This is a genomic window from Lutimonas vermicola, assembly GCF_038433205.1.
In the GTDB taxonomy this organism is placed as follows: Bacteria; Bacteroidota; Bacteroidia; order Flavobacteriales; family Flavobacteriaceae; genus Lutimonas; species Lutimonas vermicola.
Map to the genome: position 1 here is coordinate 88,836 of NZ_JBCDNA010000002.1, position 18,482 is coordinate 107,317.

Genomic DNA, 18,482 nt, shown 5'->3' on the forward strand with positions numbered 1-18,482 from the left:
CCTAACCTAATTTTGTTTGGACAATTCCCTGTACTTTGTTTTGACAATATCATAGGTTTCTTTTTTATTCCTGTCTATATCCAGAATTCCCCAATACTCTTCGTTGGGGCTTCCATCATAAGGCACACCTGTGCTATTGGGGGCCCATCCGCCAATATCCTGAACTTCATTATTGCCGGCTTTCCACCATTCATCTGCAAATGCAAATAAAGTTACACCCGAACACACTTCCGTATGACTAAAAACGCTTTCCAGTATTTTGGCATTTGCGGCAGCCTGGGCTTTTTCATTAACGCCTTGTTCATAGCCTGCTTTCGTGATCGTCATATAACTATCCCCTCCGGCTTCAGATAAGTACATGGGTTTTGAACTTATGCTTTCCCATTGAGAATATATTTCTCCCGGTTCATCCCAGCGATAGACATTCATGCCCCAAACGTCGATATTCGGGCATGAAGCCAGTGCCAATGCATCAGGCAATTCACCATGAGCCGTAGTTACAGGGTGAGAAGCATCTTGTTTCTTAATAAGTCCGGCTGCATTATTCAGTGCGGTATACCAGTTTTTAACATCCCCATTAAACCATTGCGGGTGATAATTATATTCATTGCCAAGTTCCCATAGCAATATGGCTTTATGGTCCTTGTAGGTATTGACATAATCGATAAAGGTACCGGAAACCATATCAAACTTTCCCCCCTGATCAAATCCAAAGCCCATAATAATTTTTATGCCTGCAGCATCTATTTCGTCCAAAACGGCCTTATCATCAATAGGTTGATAAACTCTCACTGTATTTATACCAGCTTCCACCATTAGCGCTAAATCCTGAGTCAGGTTGCTAAAATTCCTTTTATCACTGCCCTTCGGGACAGGATTATAACAGATACCCCTTATTAAATAAGGGCTGCCATCGACCATAATTTGACGCCCTGAAATTTTTATTTCACCAGAGCCCTCGGGCGACAGGCATGAGTTCATGGAACCTACCAACAGAAAAGACACAACTGTACATATAATAAAACTAGTCTTACTCATTTATTCTTCGCTTTTTTTTGCAATTTCAATTGCAGTTGGTGGTACCAATACGGTGTTCATCATTGCTTCTTTGTCTCCTTCAAATGTTTTGGTTATAGGCTTCCCGTCTCTTGTCAGGCCCTCAAAATTTCCATGATCAACCATCTCCCATAAGGCATATTTCGCTTGACCATCCTGAGTGATCAAACCAAAGTGATTTTCAGATCCTTTTTCGTTCTTTGAATCTTTCCATGGCTCATTAAAACCTTCAAAGAAAAAACAAGAAATCCCTTTCTCATTGGTCCACTCACGCATCAATTTATAATACATGGCCTCCTTATATTCATCAGTTGCCCTCGAGCCCGTATCGCCGTAAAAGCCATCCGACACAGTTGCCCATCCTGTTTCACCAATATGAATTGGCTTTTGAACACCTATACTCTTCATATAATTTGAAACACTGTCATATTGAGATATGGCAAACTCTTTGGCACGCAGCATGGCAGCATCTATCTTTTGAATATCCGACAGGCCTTCTTCATCCTCGGGAACTCCCCAAAAATCAGGATTATAATGTGTATTGTGATAAGGATAGGTATGCATGGAGACATAATCCACTGCACGATACAATTTTTCAAGATCCTCGGTATGGTATTCAGTACCTAACCCACCCCATGAGGCAAAATCATCAGAACTTGTAATCCATAGGTCTTTTGAAAGTTTTCCGGTTTCTTTTAACTCCTGCAGATGATTGACCCATTTTAAAATTACCGCAGGTTGCACGTAATAAGTGGCGGCCCATTTTACCATGGCTTCATTTCCTACAGCAATTACTTTCACAATATCAGGATATTTATTTGCCAGATGCACTGCTACCAGAATTTGTGACGCATTGGTTTCACTTTCGACTTCATGATCGGGAGGAAGATCTGTCCAGGCATTTTTACAATCGATCCATGCGCCCAGCATCACATACATTTCAAACTCCGGATCTTCTTGTTTTAATTCACTTATGGCTTTTAAAAGGTTAGTAGCTTGTGCTAAGTGCACCTTATAGGTGCGCACAATTTTAACACCCATTGCTGCCAGAATCTTCATGTCTTCTTTCAGCTGGTCTATGGCCGGTTCAATACCGTGATCAACATTTCTATAACCTCCGTAAGACATGGCTAAATAATCCGGGTTTCCTAAAATGTCAGCGGCCGTAAGCTCTTTTTCCTTATTCATGTTTGTGTCATTAATCACCTCATTTCCTTTTTTATCATATTTATTTACACATCCAAAAATGGCAATTAAAGTGCCTAGCAGGAGAATATTTTTTAAACTAAATTTCATTTTGTTCACTACTTTTTAAATGAAACAACAATCTGACTGATTTCTCCTGTTCTTTCAAAAACTTTTTTACTTGTCTGATAATCAATATATAAGTCTGAAAATTCAAGCGCGGGACCTTCATGAAACGAGACTTTTAAACCTTCTTTTTCGGATAATTTATAAATGATTGGAATCTGACAATAAGTAAAACCAAGAGATCCCTTGTCTACTTCAATCTCCTTTTCTTTTTTGTCAACATCAATATACCTGAATGCCACAGGTTCTTTTAAAAACTCCTCTTTTCGGAGCAAACGAGGATAGAAAAAAAGTTTCCCATCCGAAACAAACACTCCCAGTTCACCGAATCTGCTCAAAATATCTTCCTTGACCTGCCCTGTCATACCAGGCTGCTGTGCCCCTTTATTGGCGGGGGTGTGCGAATACGGGTCAGTAGGAAAAGCACCGTATAGTTCAGGTGATTTATGAACTCCTATACCTTCATTTGCCTCATAATAATGATCCAATAATCTTCCGATGGTAACTTCGTCCAAGCCCTTCTTGATGGCAGACAAACAAGTTTCCTGAATGCTTAAAACCAATTTTGATACCATGTGCCAATAAATAGAACCTAATCCCTCATATCCGAAAAATGTGCCTGATCTTCCGGTAAATGATTTATGGTCAAAAATTCCTTCAAAAACATCTAAAAGATACTGAGTATCCTTTTGTACCAGGGATTCGTATGTTTCAGGCAATCCCGCCAGGGCTTTCTTTAAACTATCTGCATTGTTAAATGTTCCGTTAAAGTGAAAGATCCCCTTCGCATCTTTTTCAATGACCTGCTTGTTGCCATCTTGTAATAGCTTTTGTAATAATGCTGATGCTTTTACTTTTTCGGCAGGTATATTATTCTTGACATCAAACCTTGGCAATTCTTTATCGGGGTATAATATATAACTGTATTGATCCGGCCTGAACAAAGCACTGTTTTTCAATGCATCCAGTAACTCCAGCGAAGTTTCTCCAGAAATATATCCGGAACTTAAAACAGCAACCTGACCTTCTAACATTTCTGGCAGATATGAAATAGAAACTTCTGAATCATTCTCTACAGTCATTAAATTGTAGGCATGGAACAGCTTATCTTCCCTTTTATTTGCGTCTATGGTGTGGTCCAAGAATCGTTTTGAAATTTCCAAAAAGCGCAGCAGATCGTTTTTCGAGATGTAATCCTTATCGCTTGAAAAACCATTATCATAAATTCCCGTTCTAAATTCACTTGCGGCATTTCCAAGGCCATCGAGCACACCCTTTCGGTCTTTATCCGATACATTTCCTGAAAGTATCTGTTCATTTTCTACAAAGGTTGTAAGGACCTTATTAAAAAATAATGTCAGTTCCACAGAAATTTCGTTGCTCTTTACAGGCGAGTTTTTGACGATTCCTTCAAAGAAATTCAAAAACCTCCTGAGGTAGTACAGGGTCACCATTGAGACACCGTTTCCTACCAAAGCATTGTTGGCATCATTCCATTCAGGTCTTTGTGTATTCATCCATATTCCAGCTTCGGGAATAAAGTTTGAAACTTTTGCCAGTACGGTTGCCAATAACTTTTCAATGAGGTTTACCTTGTAGATAAAATAGTTTTCATCTCTGAGTAAGGCGCCGTCAGCACCCAATTCCACTCTTTTTTGAGCAATTCTTTCGTCTGATTCATGATCAAAATCAATGGTGTCTTTTGGGTTTGACAAGATATCAGCATAACTTTTAATTCTGTATGGGACATTGGCATAAACAAAAATATCCTGATCAAAGTAAGCCGACAGACGACCCGGGTAATAATGCTCAATAAACTCTAAAAACTTCAACAGGTAGATAATTTGATGATCTCCCCAATACCCTATATACGACCAAGGATCGTCTGGTTCAATGGTCTCCCAGTCGAACCCATCCTTTGTAACCCGGTAAGGATTATAACCATCAAACGTTGTTGCGTTTAAAAATTTATGGATCATGCCATCAATAAACTCTGGATATGAATGTGCCAAAGCTTCCCAGTTTTGAAAAATATCTCTCCAGTTACCTTCATAATCCAATATTTTTGAACCGTCTATCTCATTTGTCGTATTGATCGAAAACCTGTTCCATGGCCTGCTTGGATCACCGTGTCTCCTGCTAAATTTCAAAGGCATGTATTCAATGGCAAGCCTTTTGAAATTTTTATCCGCATCATTTTGAGCCAAATTTTTCAGATGAAAGAGGGTAAAGGTCTCAGGAAGATTATGCAGAAGTTCTTCCTTTTTCTTAAACACTTTCTTATTGGCTACTTCAAGGTATTTTACAAAATCCCATTTTTCTATTTTATAACCATCATCAAAAATTCCGCCACGCATAATGTTAAAAAGGGTATTGGAAAAATGCCTTGTATTCATCAATTTATCTGCCGTTAACTGCACGCCATCAGCAGCGGCATTCAACTCCAGTAAATTTCTTGATCCCAATTCAATATCTTCCTGAACAAGCGCATGAAGGTCTTTCCCGCTTTGAATCAATTCAGAAATTTCACTAATATGAACCATGGTTTGGTTGACATTGGCAACCTGTATCCATTTCTTTTCAGCATGGGGTTCTAAAGTGATGGAAGAACAAACAAAATAAGCCCCTTTTTCGGCTTTAACATCTACTTCCTGAGTAATTCCTTCCCCTTTTCTAAATTTATCCAGTTGCAAAGAAGACAGTAAATATGTTGGATTCTCTATTCCAGAGGACCAAACTACAGTTGCTTTTAGAGCCTCACTGGGCTCGGCTTTATCCACAATTATTGCACTTAAAGCATAAATACCTATGCCAACTCCCGGCTCCAATTCGCTTTTTTTGTAGGCATCAACCAAATTACTTCTGTCATTTTGCAAACCGGCATTAACACCATATGGCAGTATATTCTGAATACCATCTATAAGTCTCACTTCAGCGACCGAGGAACCTTCATTGATTAAAGTTGATTTTTTTACAAACCCGAATTTATTGCTTGAATTCCATTGGTATCTAAAAGTAAGACCCAAATCTTTATTTGATTCTTCAAAAATCACCTTATTTCCAAAGGTGTTTTTATATAAATTTCTTTGGATTTTATAAATGCCAGAATACCTGTTGGAAAATGGCTCCCACAGGTAGGTTTTGCCTTCTTTATGAACCTGCAAAATCGTTTTACTCCCTGTAATTTCTGCCGATTCTGTAATTTTGTCATCTGTGTAATACGGAAATAACGAAGATTCAGCATCCTTTCTGCCAGCCGTCAGGCCTCCATTACTCGAAATAAACATCCAATGGTTTGAGTCGCTTACAATACTCATAAAAAAAGGCCTCATCGCCTCATTATTGGAAATTTTATAATAATTTTCACCATCAAAATGAATGAATTCACCCTTTATTTCCCTTGTGTCAAAGGAAATTTTATTATTTCCTGCATATATTTGATTCGCACTCATGATTCATTATTTAGCAGCCCCGGTAATTTTTACAATTGTTATTGCTTCAGGCTGATTAAACTTCTTATATCAATTGATTAATAATTCTTCCACTTGCTCTAAACTTTTCCCTTTGGTCTCTATCACGTATCTGTTCACAAACACCAATGATAACAACGCTAAAACGGCATAAATGGCAAAGGTTAAAGTAGGTCCTAAATTTGTAAGTTCCCATGGAAAGAATTGTGTAACTGTATAGCTCACCAAAGAGTTAAAGAACCCGACAACCGAAATTGCAATTCCTTTGATATGGCCCGGGAATATTTCTGATAATAAAGTCCACATCACAGGCCCCAGCGAAATTGCAAAGGCAGCAACATATAATAAAATCGCTATCAGTACAAGTGTTGCATTGATACTGATAAAATTCTTTATTTCATTGCGTTTAAAACTGAACAACTCATCCTCATTCAATAAGGGGCTAACCGCGGTAAAAATTTCTTTTTGTGAGCTGAATGACTGGCCTTCCAAGGCCGATAAGGCAGCTCTCATTTCTTTGTTTTCAATTTTTGACAGCGTCATCTCGTTGACGTCATAAGTAGCATTGTTAAAGGCTAAAGTTGCCATAGATAAGGCAATAGTCATCGCTGCTGTACCAATGATCAGAAGAGGTTTACGACCTAATTTATCGATAAGCCTTATGGCAACCAATGTGAATAACAAATTTGTCAATCCTACGACAATAGCCTGTAGAAATGAACTGTCTGTACTACCGCCCGCCTGTTCAAATATGGTTGGCGCGTAATAAAAGATCGCGTTGATACCAGTGATCTGTTGGAAAAATGCAATGCCAAACGCAATGATCATGATGGTACTCATTTTGCCTGTGAACAATTCTCTTACTGTACCTGCAGGTTTTTTCTTTGCGATACCCCTTTGAATTTCATCTATGGTAATTTGAGCATATTCCTTGCCGCCAATTCTAATCAGGATCTTTCTGGCGATCTCGACAAGATTTAACCTCTGTATCAACCATCTTGGGCTTCTCGGCACAGCAAACAAAGCGATAAAATATAAAAATGCAGGTATGGCTTCTACTCCTAGCATCCACCTCCAACTTTCACCTTCCAAATCTTTTAAAAAATAATTGGAAAAGTAGGCTACTGATATCCCGATAACAATATTCAATTGATTTAACGAAACCAGACTTCCCCTGAGTTTAGGAGGGGCGATCTCAGCTATATAAATAGGTGCAATTAAAATTGCACCACCTATTCCAACTCCACCAATAATCCTGGCAATGACAAAAGTAACGTAAGTTGTAGCAGTTGCCGACCAAATAGCCGATATGGTAAAGAGAATTGCCGTGAACAACAAAACATTCTTTCTGCCAAAGCGATCACTCATGGGTCCGGCAACAATATTTCCGGCCATGGCACCAAAAATCACACAACCCACTGAAAATCCCAATTCCCAATCAGACATTTCAAAATACGTCCTGATCCCGCTGATAGCTCCTGAAATTACAGCGCTGTCAAATCCCAGAAGAAAACCTCCCAAGGCTACAATAAAACTGATGAAAAGCGTATACGATTTATTCATAAAAGCGAATTTTGGTTCATTGATGTAGTATTCAGTATTTCTATTTTAATACAATAGTCTGGATAGCATGTGCCGGCATAGATAATTTGGCTGTTTTTCCTTCAAGACTCAACATATAATCAAGTTCGTTGTCACTTTCATTCATCGCGACAATAACGATACTGCCATCAGTATTTAAAAATGAAGTAGCACTCAGCTTATTAGCCGTTGTTCCTGTTGAAATTCTTTTGGCTCCGGGGCGAATGAATTTTGAAAAATGACCTATGTAATAATACGATCGCGTAAATGTCAATTCCCCTGTTTTTGTATCTCCGTGAACAGGAGCAAAACAAAGGTTTCCTACATGGTTAGGCCCTCCGGTCTCATCCAGCAATATATTCCAGTCGGTCCAGGCAACTGTGCCATTGTTGAAATCATTGATCATCGCTTTGCCATATCTTTCGGCCAATTTCGGATCATCATTTTTTAACCTCTCCAAATCATACCGCTCATTGCAACCTTCGGTAAAAATCAATTTCTTATCGGGGTATGCCTCATTGACTGCGGCAACATTTTTGAACATTGGCATTCCGTCTTTCCAGTCTTCATACCAGTGAAACCCGGTTCCCCAAACGTATTTGTTTGCCTCGGGATCGCTAAGGATAACATTGGCCCTTTCAAATAAGAGGTCTCTGTTGTGATCCCAAACGATTACTTTCTTATCCCCCATCCCGGACTTTTCAAGAGTGGGCCCTAAATAATTCTTTAAAAAATCTCGTTCTTCCTCAGCCGTATAGACACATGACTCCCAGGTTTGAACCGCCATAGGTTCATTTTGAATGCTCAGGCCCCAGATAGGAATTCCTTCCTTCTCATACGCTTCGATAAATTTGACATAATAATTGGCCCAGGACTGGAAGAATTCAGGTTTCAACTTTCCTCCCTGTAGCATATTTCCATTTGTTTTCATAAACGCAGGCGGGCTCCAGGGACTTGCAAACATGAGCAAGTCACCTCCTGCAGCTTCAATCGCTTTTTTGGTAAACGGAAGCCTGTATTTTCTATCATGATCAATATTAAAAGTCTTTAGTTCTGCATCTCCTTCTTCGATATAGGTATAACTACCACTGGAAAAATCACAGCTATGAATAATGGTCCTTGACAATGAATATCCGATTCCCTTATCGATGCTGTAATAAGCCTCCATAAAAAGATCCTGTTGGTCCTTGTTTAATTTATAAAAAGTTTCGGCTGCAGCATCTGTCAGGGCCGCTCCTATACCAACAAAATCCTGATGTAAACGATCTGTATTGACTAAAATTGAGGCTTCTGTTTCAAGAGGCTGGATAAATTTATCAAAACTCACAGTGCCTGTTTGGCTGAGCTTAAGGTCTGTACCATGTGCAGTAGTGTATATTTCTGTTTCAGAAATGGATAAAGGAGCCCTTCCACTTTTCTTTTCAGGGGCTTCCTGTAAAGAGGTTTCTTTTGCAGGGTTTTCACAGGAGGAAATCATCACAGCACTCAATATAAGCCCAATAAATAATTTTAAAGTATTGTTCTTGTCTTTCATAAGGTTTGGGTTTGTTTCACCAAAAGTAAGGTTTAAAATTTATTATTCCCGATACTTTTCCTCCAATATTCAATAAAAAAAGAACGCAAGCCTCCAATGCTTGCGTTCCAAATAATAACTAATTTATTGATAAACTCTTACATAATCTATTTCCATAACCGATTCTGAGAAGTCCGGATCAATTGAGCCGCCCAAGGTTCCTCCCACGGCAACATTCATTATTAAAAACTGACTCGCATCAAATGGCCATGTGCCTTCATCTTTAACATCCGGTTCATAGCTGTAAAATTTCTCGTCATCAATCAGGAAACTGATTTTATCACCAGACCATATGACCGAATAAACATGAAATTCACTTGTTTCATTGGTTATCGATGCAGACTTTACATTGACTGTGTTCCCTGAACTCGAAGGGGTGTGAATGGCACTTTGTACCGTTCCCGGGTTATTTCCAACATACTCCATTATATCTATTTCTCCACATTTGGGCCAGCCAACGGTTGTAAAGTTAGAACCCAACATCCATATGGCAGGCCATGTACCTCCTGCACCGGCCAGTTTGGCTCTTACATCAACTCTTCCATAAGTGAAATCAAATTTATCTTGAGTCTTTAACCTTGCCGAAGTATATTCAGCGCCTTCGAAACTTTCCTTTTTTGCCGTTATCTTTAAAACTCCATCTGAAACGGTTACATTTTCAGTTCTGTCGGTATAATATTGTGATTCATTATTACCCCAACCATTACTTCCTCTGCCAATATCATAGTTCCAATTCTCAGCTGAAGGAGCTCCGTCTGTATCGAATTCATCCTGCCATACCAAATTTGTAAAATCCTGATCTTTATTGGGATCATAATCCTCTGGCCTGAATTCATGATAATAAGCGATCTCTATACCTTCAAGTATAGGCTTATGGTCACCTCTAACAGATAACAAATCATCTGTTAGTTCTAAAATTTTATAAACCTGGGCACCTGACCAAAACGACAAGGTACTATTTTCTACTTGTAAATATAACTCACCATCATCACCTCTAAAAATAAGGAAACCTGTATCTGTTTCTATTTTAGGGTCGGTATTGGTAATGTCAAGACATTCATCAACATACTGAGAAGGGTTGCTGTTTGGGAAGAAATATTGCACATCGGCCCAGCCAACAAGCGTCTCATTGTTTTCCCCTAATTCCATCTGATACGTATAATTATCATTTGCGTCATAACCAAAAATCAAAACATCGTCATAGGCGCAAGGGCTTATAGAATTTGGAGGCGCTTTATAACCATTATTTTCATCGTTAAACGCAGCATCTGCTCCCCAGTGGCCTTCTTCTTTTTGGTTCCAAACCCATCGCTTGCTGCCGTCACCTGCAATTTTCCTTAAAATATCAGGATCAATTAAAAGTCGTACGGACAGATCCACGCTGATTGTTTTGGAAGATGCTATTCCTCCTGGGCCATAGGCTATAACAGTAATAATCTGAGAGTAATCTCCAGATCGGATATACTGATACTGGGCCGTTTCACCCGGGCTGACAACAACAGGTTCTGCGTTCTCCTTAAAAATAACATGTATCGTAAGGGCATTATCCGCTGTTGTGGTTACTGTTACGTTACCTGACTCATCATCAAAAACCTGGGCCGTGATATCCAGGTTTGTGGGAACCAAAAGCGTTTCCAGCTTTGGTTCATCTTCCTGGCATCCATTTATTCCCAGAATGAGCAGCAAATAAAATATGCTTTTATATATAGTCTTCATATCGTTATATTTTATCTTCTTATTCTTGAATTATGTCATCAATATAGAATGTTCCAGCTGCTGTTCCCGGGCCATCAACAAAAATAACCATAGTTGCATATTGTCCTGTTGGAACAAAAGGTTCTCCAACACCCTGGTTGCCATCTATATAACTTTTAGTAGCACTGGTAGCAAAATCAAAGGTTAATTCCTCCCAGCCTGTTCCTCCGTGATTCACTGAAACTTCATTCTGCCGCTCTCCACTAACACCACCTTCAAACTTCAATAAAATTGGTAAAGAACTTGTTGACCATACCTTTATTTTGATCGTTTTATTGGCACTAAAATCTACGGGTGTTTGCATGTTAACCACAATAGCTTCCCAATTTACTCCTGCATTTTCAATAGCCCCTACTTTGGAAGCAACATTATTGTCACCTCCGGGCGCAGGATTGTCCACCAAGCTGAAAGAACCATCTATTGATCCTGCATAGTCAACGGAAGGATCATCAAAACTAAGAGGCAATTCAATTGACCCTGAAGGCCCACTGCTTGAAGCAGACAAAGTAATGTTATCGAAGTAAACCACATTTTCCTGGGTTCTGGCATCAAAATCCGGGAAGATAACAATGGCATCAATATCTGTTGAACTGGGTTCGCCAATTTTTCCTGAAAAATCAAAGATGATTTCTTCCCATTCGTTGATCTTGGTGTTCTTTATTTTTATTTCACCCGTAGATGCCTTATTCGATTCAAACTTTATTCCCACATCACTGATTACCGATTTCCAAACCATTATAGAAACAAGGCTGTTCGAGGCATCCAAAGTAAATTTCTGGCTCAAAGGAGTCACAGTACCTGCATAATCTGCCCCGCCAAATGGCGCTGTAAATTTCGCTACGGTTGCGCTTGTATTCGCTCCTGACATATCCGGGTTCTCAATTACTTCCAATGGAGGCGTATCAGCTTCAAAAACATCAAATGTTGAAGTCCCACCTGTCTCACCGGTTTCAAAATCTATTGGGAAACTGGTTGGCCCGCCGGCTGGTGGATTGGTTCCTGAATCCCCGAACACTTGTTTAAGGTTGTCAAAATAATAGACCGAATCATCACAGGCTTGATCCCTGTCAAAATAAACGATTATGCTTTTGAAGGTTTTATCTGAATGTGCCGAGAAATCAAAAGTCAATTCTTCCCATTCTCCCACTTTGGTCATTTCCTGATTAATGGCGACAAGAGGAGCGGTATTCGGATAAGGCTCAAATTCCAACTGTAAGGTTACGGTTGTCGTTTTCGATTCTCCATAGACCATCAAGCTAAATGCCTTATTGGTAGCTGTGGTTAAATCAATAGGGTTGGCAAGTGCTTTACCCACACCAGACCAGGTTTCGCATGGAGCTGATTTTACATAACTCTGTACGTTACAACTTTCGTTAATTCCCGAAGGATCCGGATTGGATACAATTTCAGAATCTATATTTCCAAATGGCTCAAAAGCATGGTCCAGGTCGTTAGTTTTAAACGTCCAGTTAATATCGCCGGCCGCAGGATCAATGTTTTCATCCATTTCGTCAGCACATGCTACAGCTGCTCCGGCTTGCTCTATATCATCAATATAAAATGTTCCGGCTGTTGTTCCACCAAAATCAACAAAGATGACCATGGTAGCATACTGTCCCGTAGGAACAAAAGGTTCTCCTACACCTTGATTTCCATCTATATAACTTTTTACTGCATTGTTCGCATAGTCAAAGGTCAAATCTTCCCATCCGGTTCCGCCGTGTGTCACCAAAACTTCATTCTGGCGTTCTCCATTAACTCCACCTTCGAACTTCATTAATATGGGCAATGAAGCTGTCGACCACAATTTCATAGTTATGGTCTTGTCGCCACTAAAGTCAACCGGTGTATCTAAATTCATGACTACGGCCTCATAGGCTTCTCCTCCATTTTCAATGGCTCCTACTTTGGAAGCAACATCATTAGCTCCTCCCGGGGCAGGATTATCCACCACGCTAAAATTACCTTCAACTGACCCAACATAGTCAACTGATGAATCATCAAAACTAATCGGAAGCTCAAATGGAGTCGTAAAAAGATTTTCCTGTTCTATGTCATCAATATAGAAAGTTCCTGCAGTGGTTCCTGCAAAGTCAACAAAAATGACCATGGTTGCATATTTCCCTGTAGGTACAAAAGGTTCTCCTACACCCTGGTTGCCATCAATATAACTCTTCGTGGCATCAGTTGCATAATCAAAAGTCAAGTCTTCCCAACCTGTTCCACCATGTATTACTACTACTTCATTTTCGCGTTCTCCATCAACTCCTCCTTCAAACTTCATAGCTATAGGAATAGAGGTTGTTGACCATAATTTTATGGTAATCTTCTTGTTGGAACTAAAATCTACAGGTGTTCCCAGATTGACTACAATGGCTTCATAAGCATCTCCTGCATTTTCAATCGCACCTACTTTTGTATCGATATTATTAGCTCCTCCCTTTGATTGAATATCCACGACACTGAAAGCACCATCTATATTTCCTTCATAATTTACCGCAGGATCATCAAAAGTAATTGGCAGGGCAATAGCACCTGATGCTTCTGCTATCGTAATAACTTTTGTATATTCCAAGGTTGTAGCACTGGCACCTATGGCAACTACTCTCACGGTATAATCACCTGTGGCATCATATATATGCTCTATGGTCTCATCAGGCATCAACTGCGTAGGCTCTTCATCATCTGCATCTCCATAGTAAACCTCAAATAAGGTTGCATTTACAGCTGTTGCACTCACTTTAATTAATTTTGGATCTGGAGAACTCTGATCTATCGTTACTTCCAAATCTTCCGGGGCACTAAATGAAATCGTTAGCATCTGTGCATACTCGCTGGTAAGGTTTGTTGATCCTACACCAACGATCCTAGCCTTATATTCTCCCTCGCCATAGATATGATCCAGAGATCCGCCGGGAGTAACAATTTCAGGTTCTTCATTGGCGGATTCTCCCCAATAAACCTTAAATGATTCTGCTCCTTCTCCGGATGGGGTTACTGTAACCAATCCTGTGTCATCTCGTGTTATTTCAAAATTAGCCGTAACATCCGTAGGCGCCGAGATTTCTTGAAATGCATAAGAAACGTCGTTTTTTTCACAGGCCACAAAGGCTGATCCAAAAATAATTAATACTAAAAGGGTTTTTAAATATTTCATCTTTCTTCTTTTTATGTGTTTTTAATAACCTGGGTTTTGTGCCCAACGATCTCCTGCTAACTCTATTTCTATGGATGGAATGGGGAATAATTCATTTTTTCCGCTTGTAAATCCTTGTATTTCCTGCGCTGCTCTTTTGGTTCTCACCAAATCAAAGAAATGATGACCTTCACCTAACAGTTCGACACGTCTTTCTTTATAGATCGCTTCTGTCAAAGCAGGACCGGTTAGATCGAGTTCTGATAATCCGGCTCTATCCCTTACGCGGTTTAAGTATATTTGTGCCTGACCATCTCCAAGACCTCCCCTGTTCAAGGCTTCGGCTGCCATTAACAGTACATCTGCAAATCGAATGGCCCTGTAATTATTAGGGTTAGTCAGATTAGCATCTCCAGTGTTTAAGTCTCCCTTGCGAGCAATATATTTTCTGTTATAATATCCGGTATGCTTGTAGCCCTCTGAGAAAGTAGCATCGTTAGCAACTGACCAGGCATCAATATCGAGTATGGCTACATCCTTTCTAAGGTCACCTTCTTCGAATTGATCAACCGCCTCTTGAGTGGGTACATTAAAACTAAATCCTGATTCAAAATCAGGTCCGGTATAATTCCTGATACCATTGAACCCGACGGCTACATTACCCTCACTACATTGTAAACATCCAAATCCGGCTCCTTCTTTGTCAGTATACTGAATTTCAAAAACAGATTCTATACCGTTTTCGCCATCCTGTTCAAAAATCGTATCGTAATCCTCAACCAAATCATAAGGTCCGCCAATAACCTGTTCTAAATACTCTACTGCTTTTGGAAAATTTTCCTGATACAGATAGGCTTTTCCCAATAGGGCCTGAGCAGCTCCTTTGGTAGCCCTTCCGGTTTCTGCTTCGTCCCACGAGGCCGGTAAATTATCTGCAGCATAGATCAAATCCAGTTGTATCTGGGCATAGACTTCTGCTTTAGGAGTTCTTTCTATTTCAAACTGGTCGCCAAACTGAATCCTTTCATCCACTGCAAGTGGAACGTCTCCAAACCACTTCACCAATTCAAAATAGTAATAGGCTCTTAGAAAACGCGCCTGTGCAAGTACAACGTTCTTACCCGGGAAATCAGTTTTATCCTGAAACTCCATGATGTAGTTGGCCCTGTTCACGCCTGCGTACATCCAGCTCCAAATGTCTCTCAACTGCTGATTTACGGGTGTATGGATCATTTCGTCAATTTCCTGTATCCCCAGGACATCGGTGGCGCTTTCACCTCCCGAAAGGGTATTGTCAGATGCAATTTCACCCAACATTACGTTTATATAGGATGATTGCAACAAGTCATAAGCACCTATCAGGGCATCCTGATAATCAGCTTCCTCATTGAAAAAATCTTCTGAATTTGGATCTTGTGAATCAACATCCACAAAATCATCACTACAGGAAGTAACTATTACAAATAGAAACAATAACAGTACTGATGTTAATTTAAGTGTTTTCATAGTTATTAAAATTTAAGATTTACACCCAGCATATAGGTTCTTGGAATTGGATAAAATCCTTGATCTATACCGCCTCCAATAGGTGCACCTGAAGAAGCTGATGGGTCATATCCCTTGTATTTTGTGAATGTATAAGCATTGTTGACGGAGGTATATATCCTGAATTTGTCAATACCTTTGGAATTATCCATATTAAATGCGTAACCCAGTTGAATATTTTGAATTCTCAAATAGGAACCATCTTCAACATAAAAATCTGACAATAAACCATTTGAATTAGGCCCTGTAGTAACTCTTGGAAAAGAGTCAGTACTGCCCTCACCTGTCCATCTGTTCAAGAAGTAAGTGCTTCTGTTGGTCAGAGGCTGGTTACGTTCATAATTCCTGATGATCTCGTTACCAATTGAGGAGAAAAAGGAAGCGCTAAAATCCCAGTTTTTATAATTCATTCCCAGGTTAAGCCCCATTGACCATGGTGCTATCGGGTCTCCAATATATGTTCTGTCGTTTTCGTCAATCTGACCATCTTCATTGATATCCACATATCTCAAATCTCCGGGTGAAGCATTTACCTGTGTTGCATGATTATCTACTTCATTTTGGTTTTGAAATATTCCATCCGTTTTAAGGCCATAAAAATAACCTATGGGTTGTCCGACTTCCATTCTCGCAGGAGGATCTTGTCCTACTCCAAAAGATCCGCCCGGAACAAATCCATTCTCACTGGCAACAAATGTAACTTCGTTCTTTAAATAGGTCATGTTGTAACTAATGTTGAATCTAAAATCATCAGAAACATCATCACTAAAGCCAATCTGAAATTCAAAACCTTTATTTTCAACCGAACCAGCATTGACAATTGGTGGTCTTGATCCGGGTGCTGAAGCTCCAAGAATTCCTGAAACCTGAGGAACAAGCAACAAATCATCAGTGGTCTTGTTGAAGTAATCCATGGTGACATTTATCTTGTTATCCAAAAAAGTCATATCCAGACCCACATCAAAAGTCTTTTGTCTCTCCCATTTGATTTCAGGGTTAGCCAGGGCGCCTTCAGCCCTTCCAAAGATCAGCTCGTCATTAAGCACATAGGTGGCTTCTCCGTTTAAAAGGGAAACAAAGCCATAGTCAGGAATACGGTCATTTCCAACGATACCGTAACTTACTCTCCACTTCAAGAAATTTAGCCAGGAGCTTTTTTCCATAAATGACTCGTCCGACATGACCCATCCGGCCGAAACAGAAGGGAAGTACCCAACCCTGTTTTCAGGCCCGAACCTTGTCGATGCATCTCTACGCAAAACAACTGACAAGAGGTATTTTCCTTTGTAATCGTATTGCGCTCTGGTAAAATAAGACAGTAACCTAGTATCATAAGTATCGCCTCCATTAAGGTAATTATCAACAACATCAGTTGCGTTTTCTATACTGGCATTCTCATAGGAATTACCTGGAATATCAAATCCGGTTAATCCTGAAAACTTTCCGCTGAATTGAATAACTTCCATCGCAAGCAAGGCGTTTAGGTTATGGTCATCACCGAATGTATTTTTATACGTAAGGAAATTATTCCAGGTATAATCTCTGTAGATATTCTGATATTCAGTCACAACATTTCTGTCAACATTAAATACCTTACCTGATCCATAGTAAACTTCAGGCGAAAACACTTTTCCCGAAACCTCCGCATAATTGAACTGAAACCTGGTTTCAATATTAAAATTTTCCAGGAAGGAATAATTGAGACCAATTACTCCACTTATTTTCTCGTTTTTGGTATTGTTATAAGTATTTTCAATCTGTGCCTGAGGGTTAATGACCTCGTTACCGAGCCCTTCTGCCAGGGTGTAATCTCCATTTTCATCCCTAACGGTCAAATTAGGTGCCATATTCAAGGCATTAAACAAAACTGAACCCAGCGTGTTCTCAAGTAAATTTTTTCTGTTTGTAGTCGTATAAATGGCTGAGGTAGTTAGCTTGAAATTTTTTAGAAAATCGAGGTTATAATTTACCCTGCCCGTAAAACGATTAAAATTCGCATCACTGCCTCCCACAATACCATCTTGTGTTAGATAGGAAGTCCCGACTGAAAGTTTTGAGTTTTCCCAACCCTTGTTGACCGAAAAATTAATATCCGATATTGGGGCCGTTTGAAATATTTCATCTTGCCAGTTTGTTCCTGAGCCAAGTTGTGTAAAATCTAAAAAAGGTGGAGTGTCTCCCCCGGCCACGAAGGCCTCATTCACCAAAACTGCGTATTCAGTTGCATCTAAAACCGGTATTTCCCTTGTCGTTTGCTGAATCCCTCCATAGGCATCCAATTCAAATGTCAGGTCACTGCTTTTCGTACCTGACTTGGTCGTAATCAAAATAACTCCATTGGCAGCTCTTACTCCATATATACCGGCTGTCGCATCTTTCAATACGTTAATACTCTCAATATCATTTGGATTGATCACACTTAAATCTTCAATCACGTTTCCATCAACAAGAATTAATGGATTGTTGTTCCCATTAGTGGTTACCCCACGAATTCGAATATTGGATGCACTACCTGGCGAACCGGATTGGGATGTAACACTTACACCCGATACCTGACCTTGCAGGGCTTGTTCTACCCGAACTGGATTTAATTTTTCGATTGCATCAGCTCCTACCACCGCAACCGCTCCGGTAATCTCCTTTTTAGCCTGAGTTCCGTAACCAATGAGAATAACCTCATCCAGGGCCTCAGCGTCTTCCTGAAGCGTAATGGTTAAAGGTGTATCATTTTCAATCTGGACTTCATAGGTCTGAAACCCGACATATGAAAAAACAAGAACAGAAGAAAGGGGTACATCTTCAAGAGTGAAATTTCCATCAAAGTCGGTAGCAGTTCCAAGACTGCTTCCTTTCACCAGGATACTGACCCCCGGCAATGGAGAATCCGTGCTTTCATAAACCGTTCCCTTCACCGTCACATTCTGAGCAAAACTCGAGGTAAGGGCAAAAAAGAATACAAGTAAAAATATTTTTGACTTCATATAACAAAATTTGAAGGGGTAATTTATGAGTCATAAATCATTTTTGAGCATTTTTAACCTATACAAAAAATATA

Annotated in this window: 9 protein-coding genes; all 9 read right to left on the minus strand. The window is 39.8% G+C overall.

Annotation, left to right across the window (positions count from 1 at the left end):
• Positions 1–6: 6 nt before the first annotated feature.
• Positions 7–1,038 (minus strand): glycoside hydrolase family 2 TIM barrel-domain containing protein, encoded by a 1,032-nt coding sequence (locus tag AABB81_RS07825; protein ID WP_342159760.1) that lies wholly within the window; start codon positions 1,036–1,038, stop codon positions 7–9.
• A complete protein-coding gene (locus AABB81_RS07830; protein ID WP_342159761.1) occupies positions 1,039–2,352 on the minus strand; it encodes a glycosyl hydrolase family 17 protein in 1,314 nt (437 codons plus the stop codon). It abuts the gene before it with no gap.
• Positions 2,353–2,360: 8 nt separating this feature from the next.
• Positions 2,361–5,819 carry a hypothetical protein gene (locus AABB81_RS07835; RefSeq protein WP_342159762.1) on the minus strand — a complete coding sequence of 1,153 codons (3,459 nt, stop codon included), beginning with the start codon at positions 5,817–5,819 and terminating at the stop codon, positions 2,361–2,363.
• Positions 5,820–5,888: 69 nt separating this feature from the next.
• Entirely contained in the window at positions 5,889–7,424 is a 1,536-nt protein-coding gene (locus AABB81_RS07840) for a sugar porter family MFS transporter (RefSeq protein ID WP_342160764.1), read from the minus strand.
• Positions 7,425–7,440: 16 nt separating this feature from the next.
• Positions 7,441–8,952, minus strand: a complete 1,512-nt coding sequence (locus tag AABB81_RS07845) for a glycoside hydrolase family 30 protein (RefSeq protein ID WP_342159763.1) — start codon at positions 8,950–8,952, stop codon at positions 7,441–7,443.
• Between the two features lie 123 nt (positions 8,953–9,075).
• Positions 9,076–10,707 (minus strand): glycoside hydrolase family 16 protein, encoded by a 1,632-nt coding sequence (locus AABB81_RS07850; RefSeq protein WP_342159764.1) that lies wholly within the window; start codon positions 10,705–10,707, stop codon positions 9,076–9,078.
• A gap of 19 nt (positions 10,708–10,726) precedes the next feature.
• On the minus strand, positions 10,727–13,903 hold the full coding sequence (locus tag AABB81_RS07855) for a hypothetical protein (RefSeq protein WP_342159765.1): 3,177 nt from the start codon (positions 13,901–13,903) through the stop codon (positions 10,727–10,729).
• A gap of 21 nt (positions 13,904–13,924) precedes the next feature.
• A complete protein-coding gene (locus AABB81_RS07860) occupies positions 13,925–15,388 on the minus strand; it encodes a RagB/SusD family nutrient uptake outer membrane protein (RefSeq protein WP_342159766.1) in 1,464 nt (487 codons plus the stop codon).
• A 5-nt stretch (positions 15,389–15,393) separates the two neighbouring features.
• Complete coding sequence (locus AABB81_RS07865) at positions 15,394–18,408, minus strand: SusC/RagA family TonB-linked outer membrane protein (protein WP_342159768.1); 3,015 nt, start codon at positions 18,406–18,408, stop codon at positions 15,394–15,396.
• Positions 18,409–18,482 lie beyond the last annotated feature (74 nt).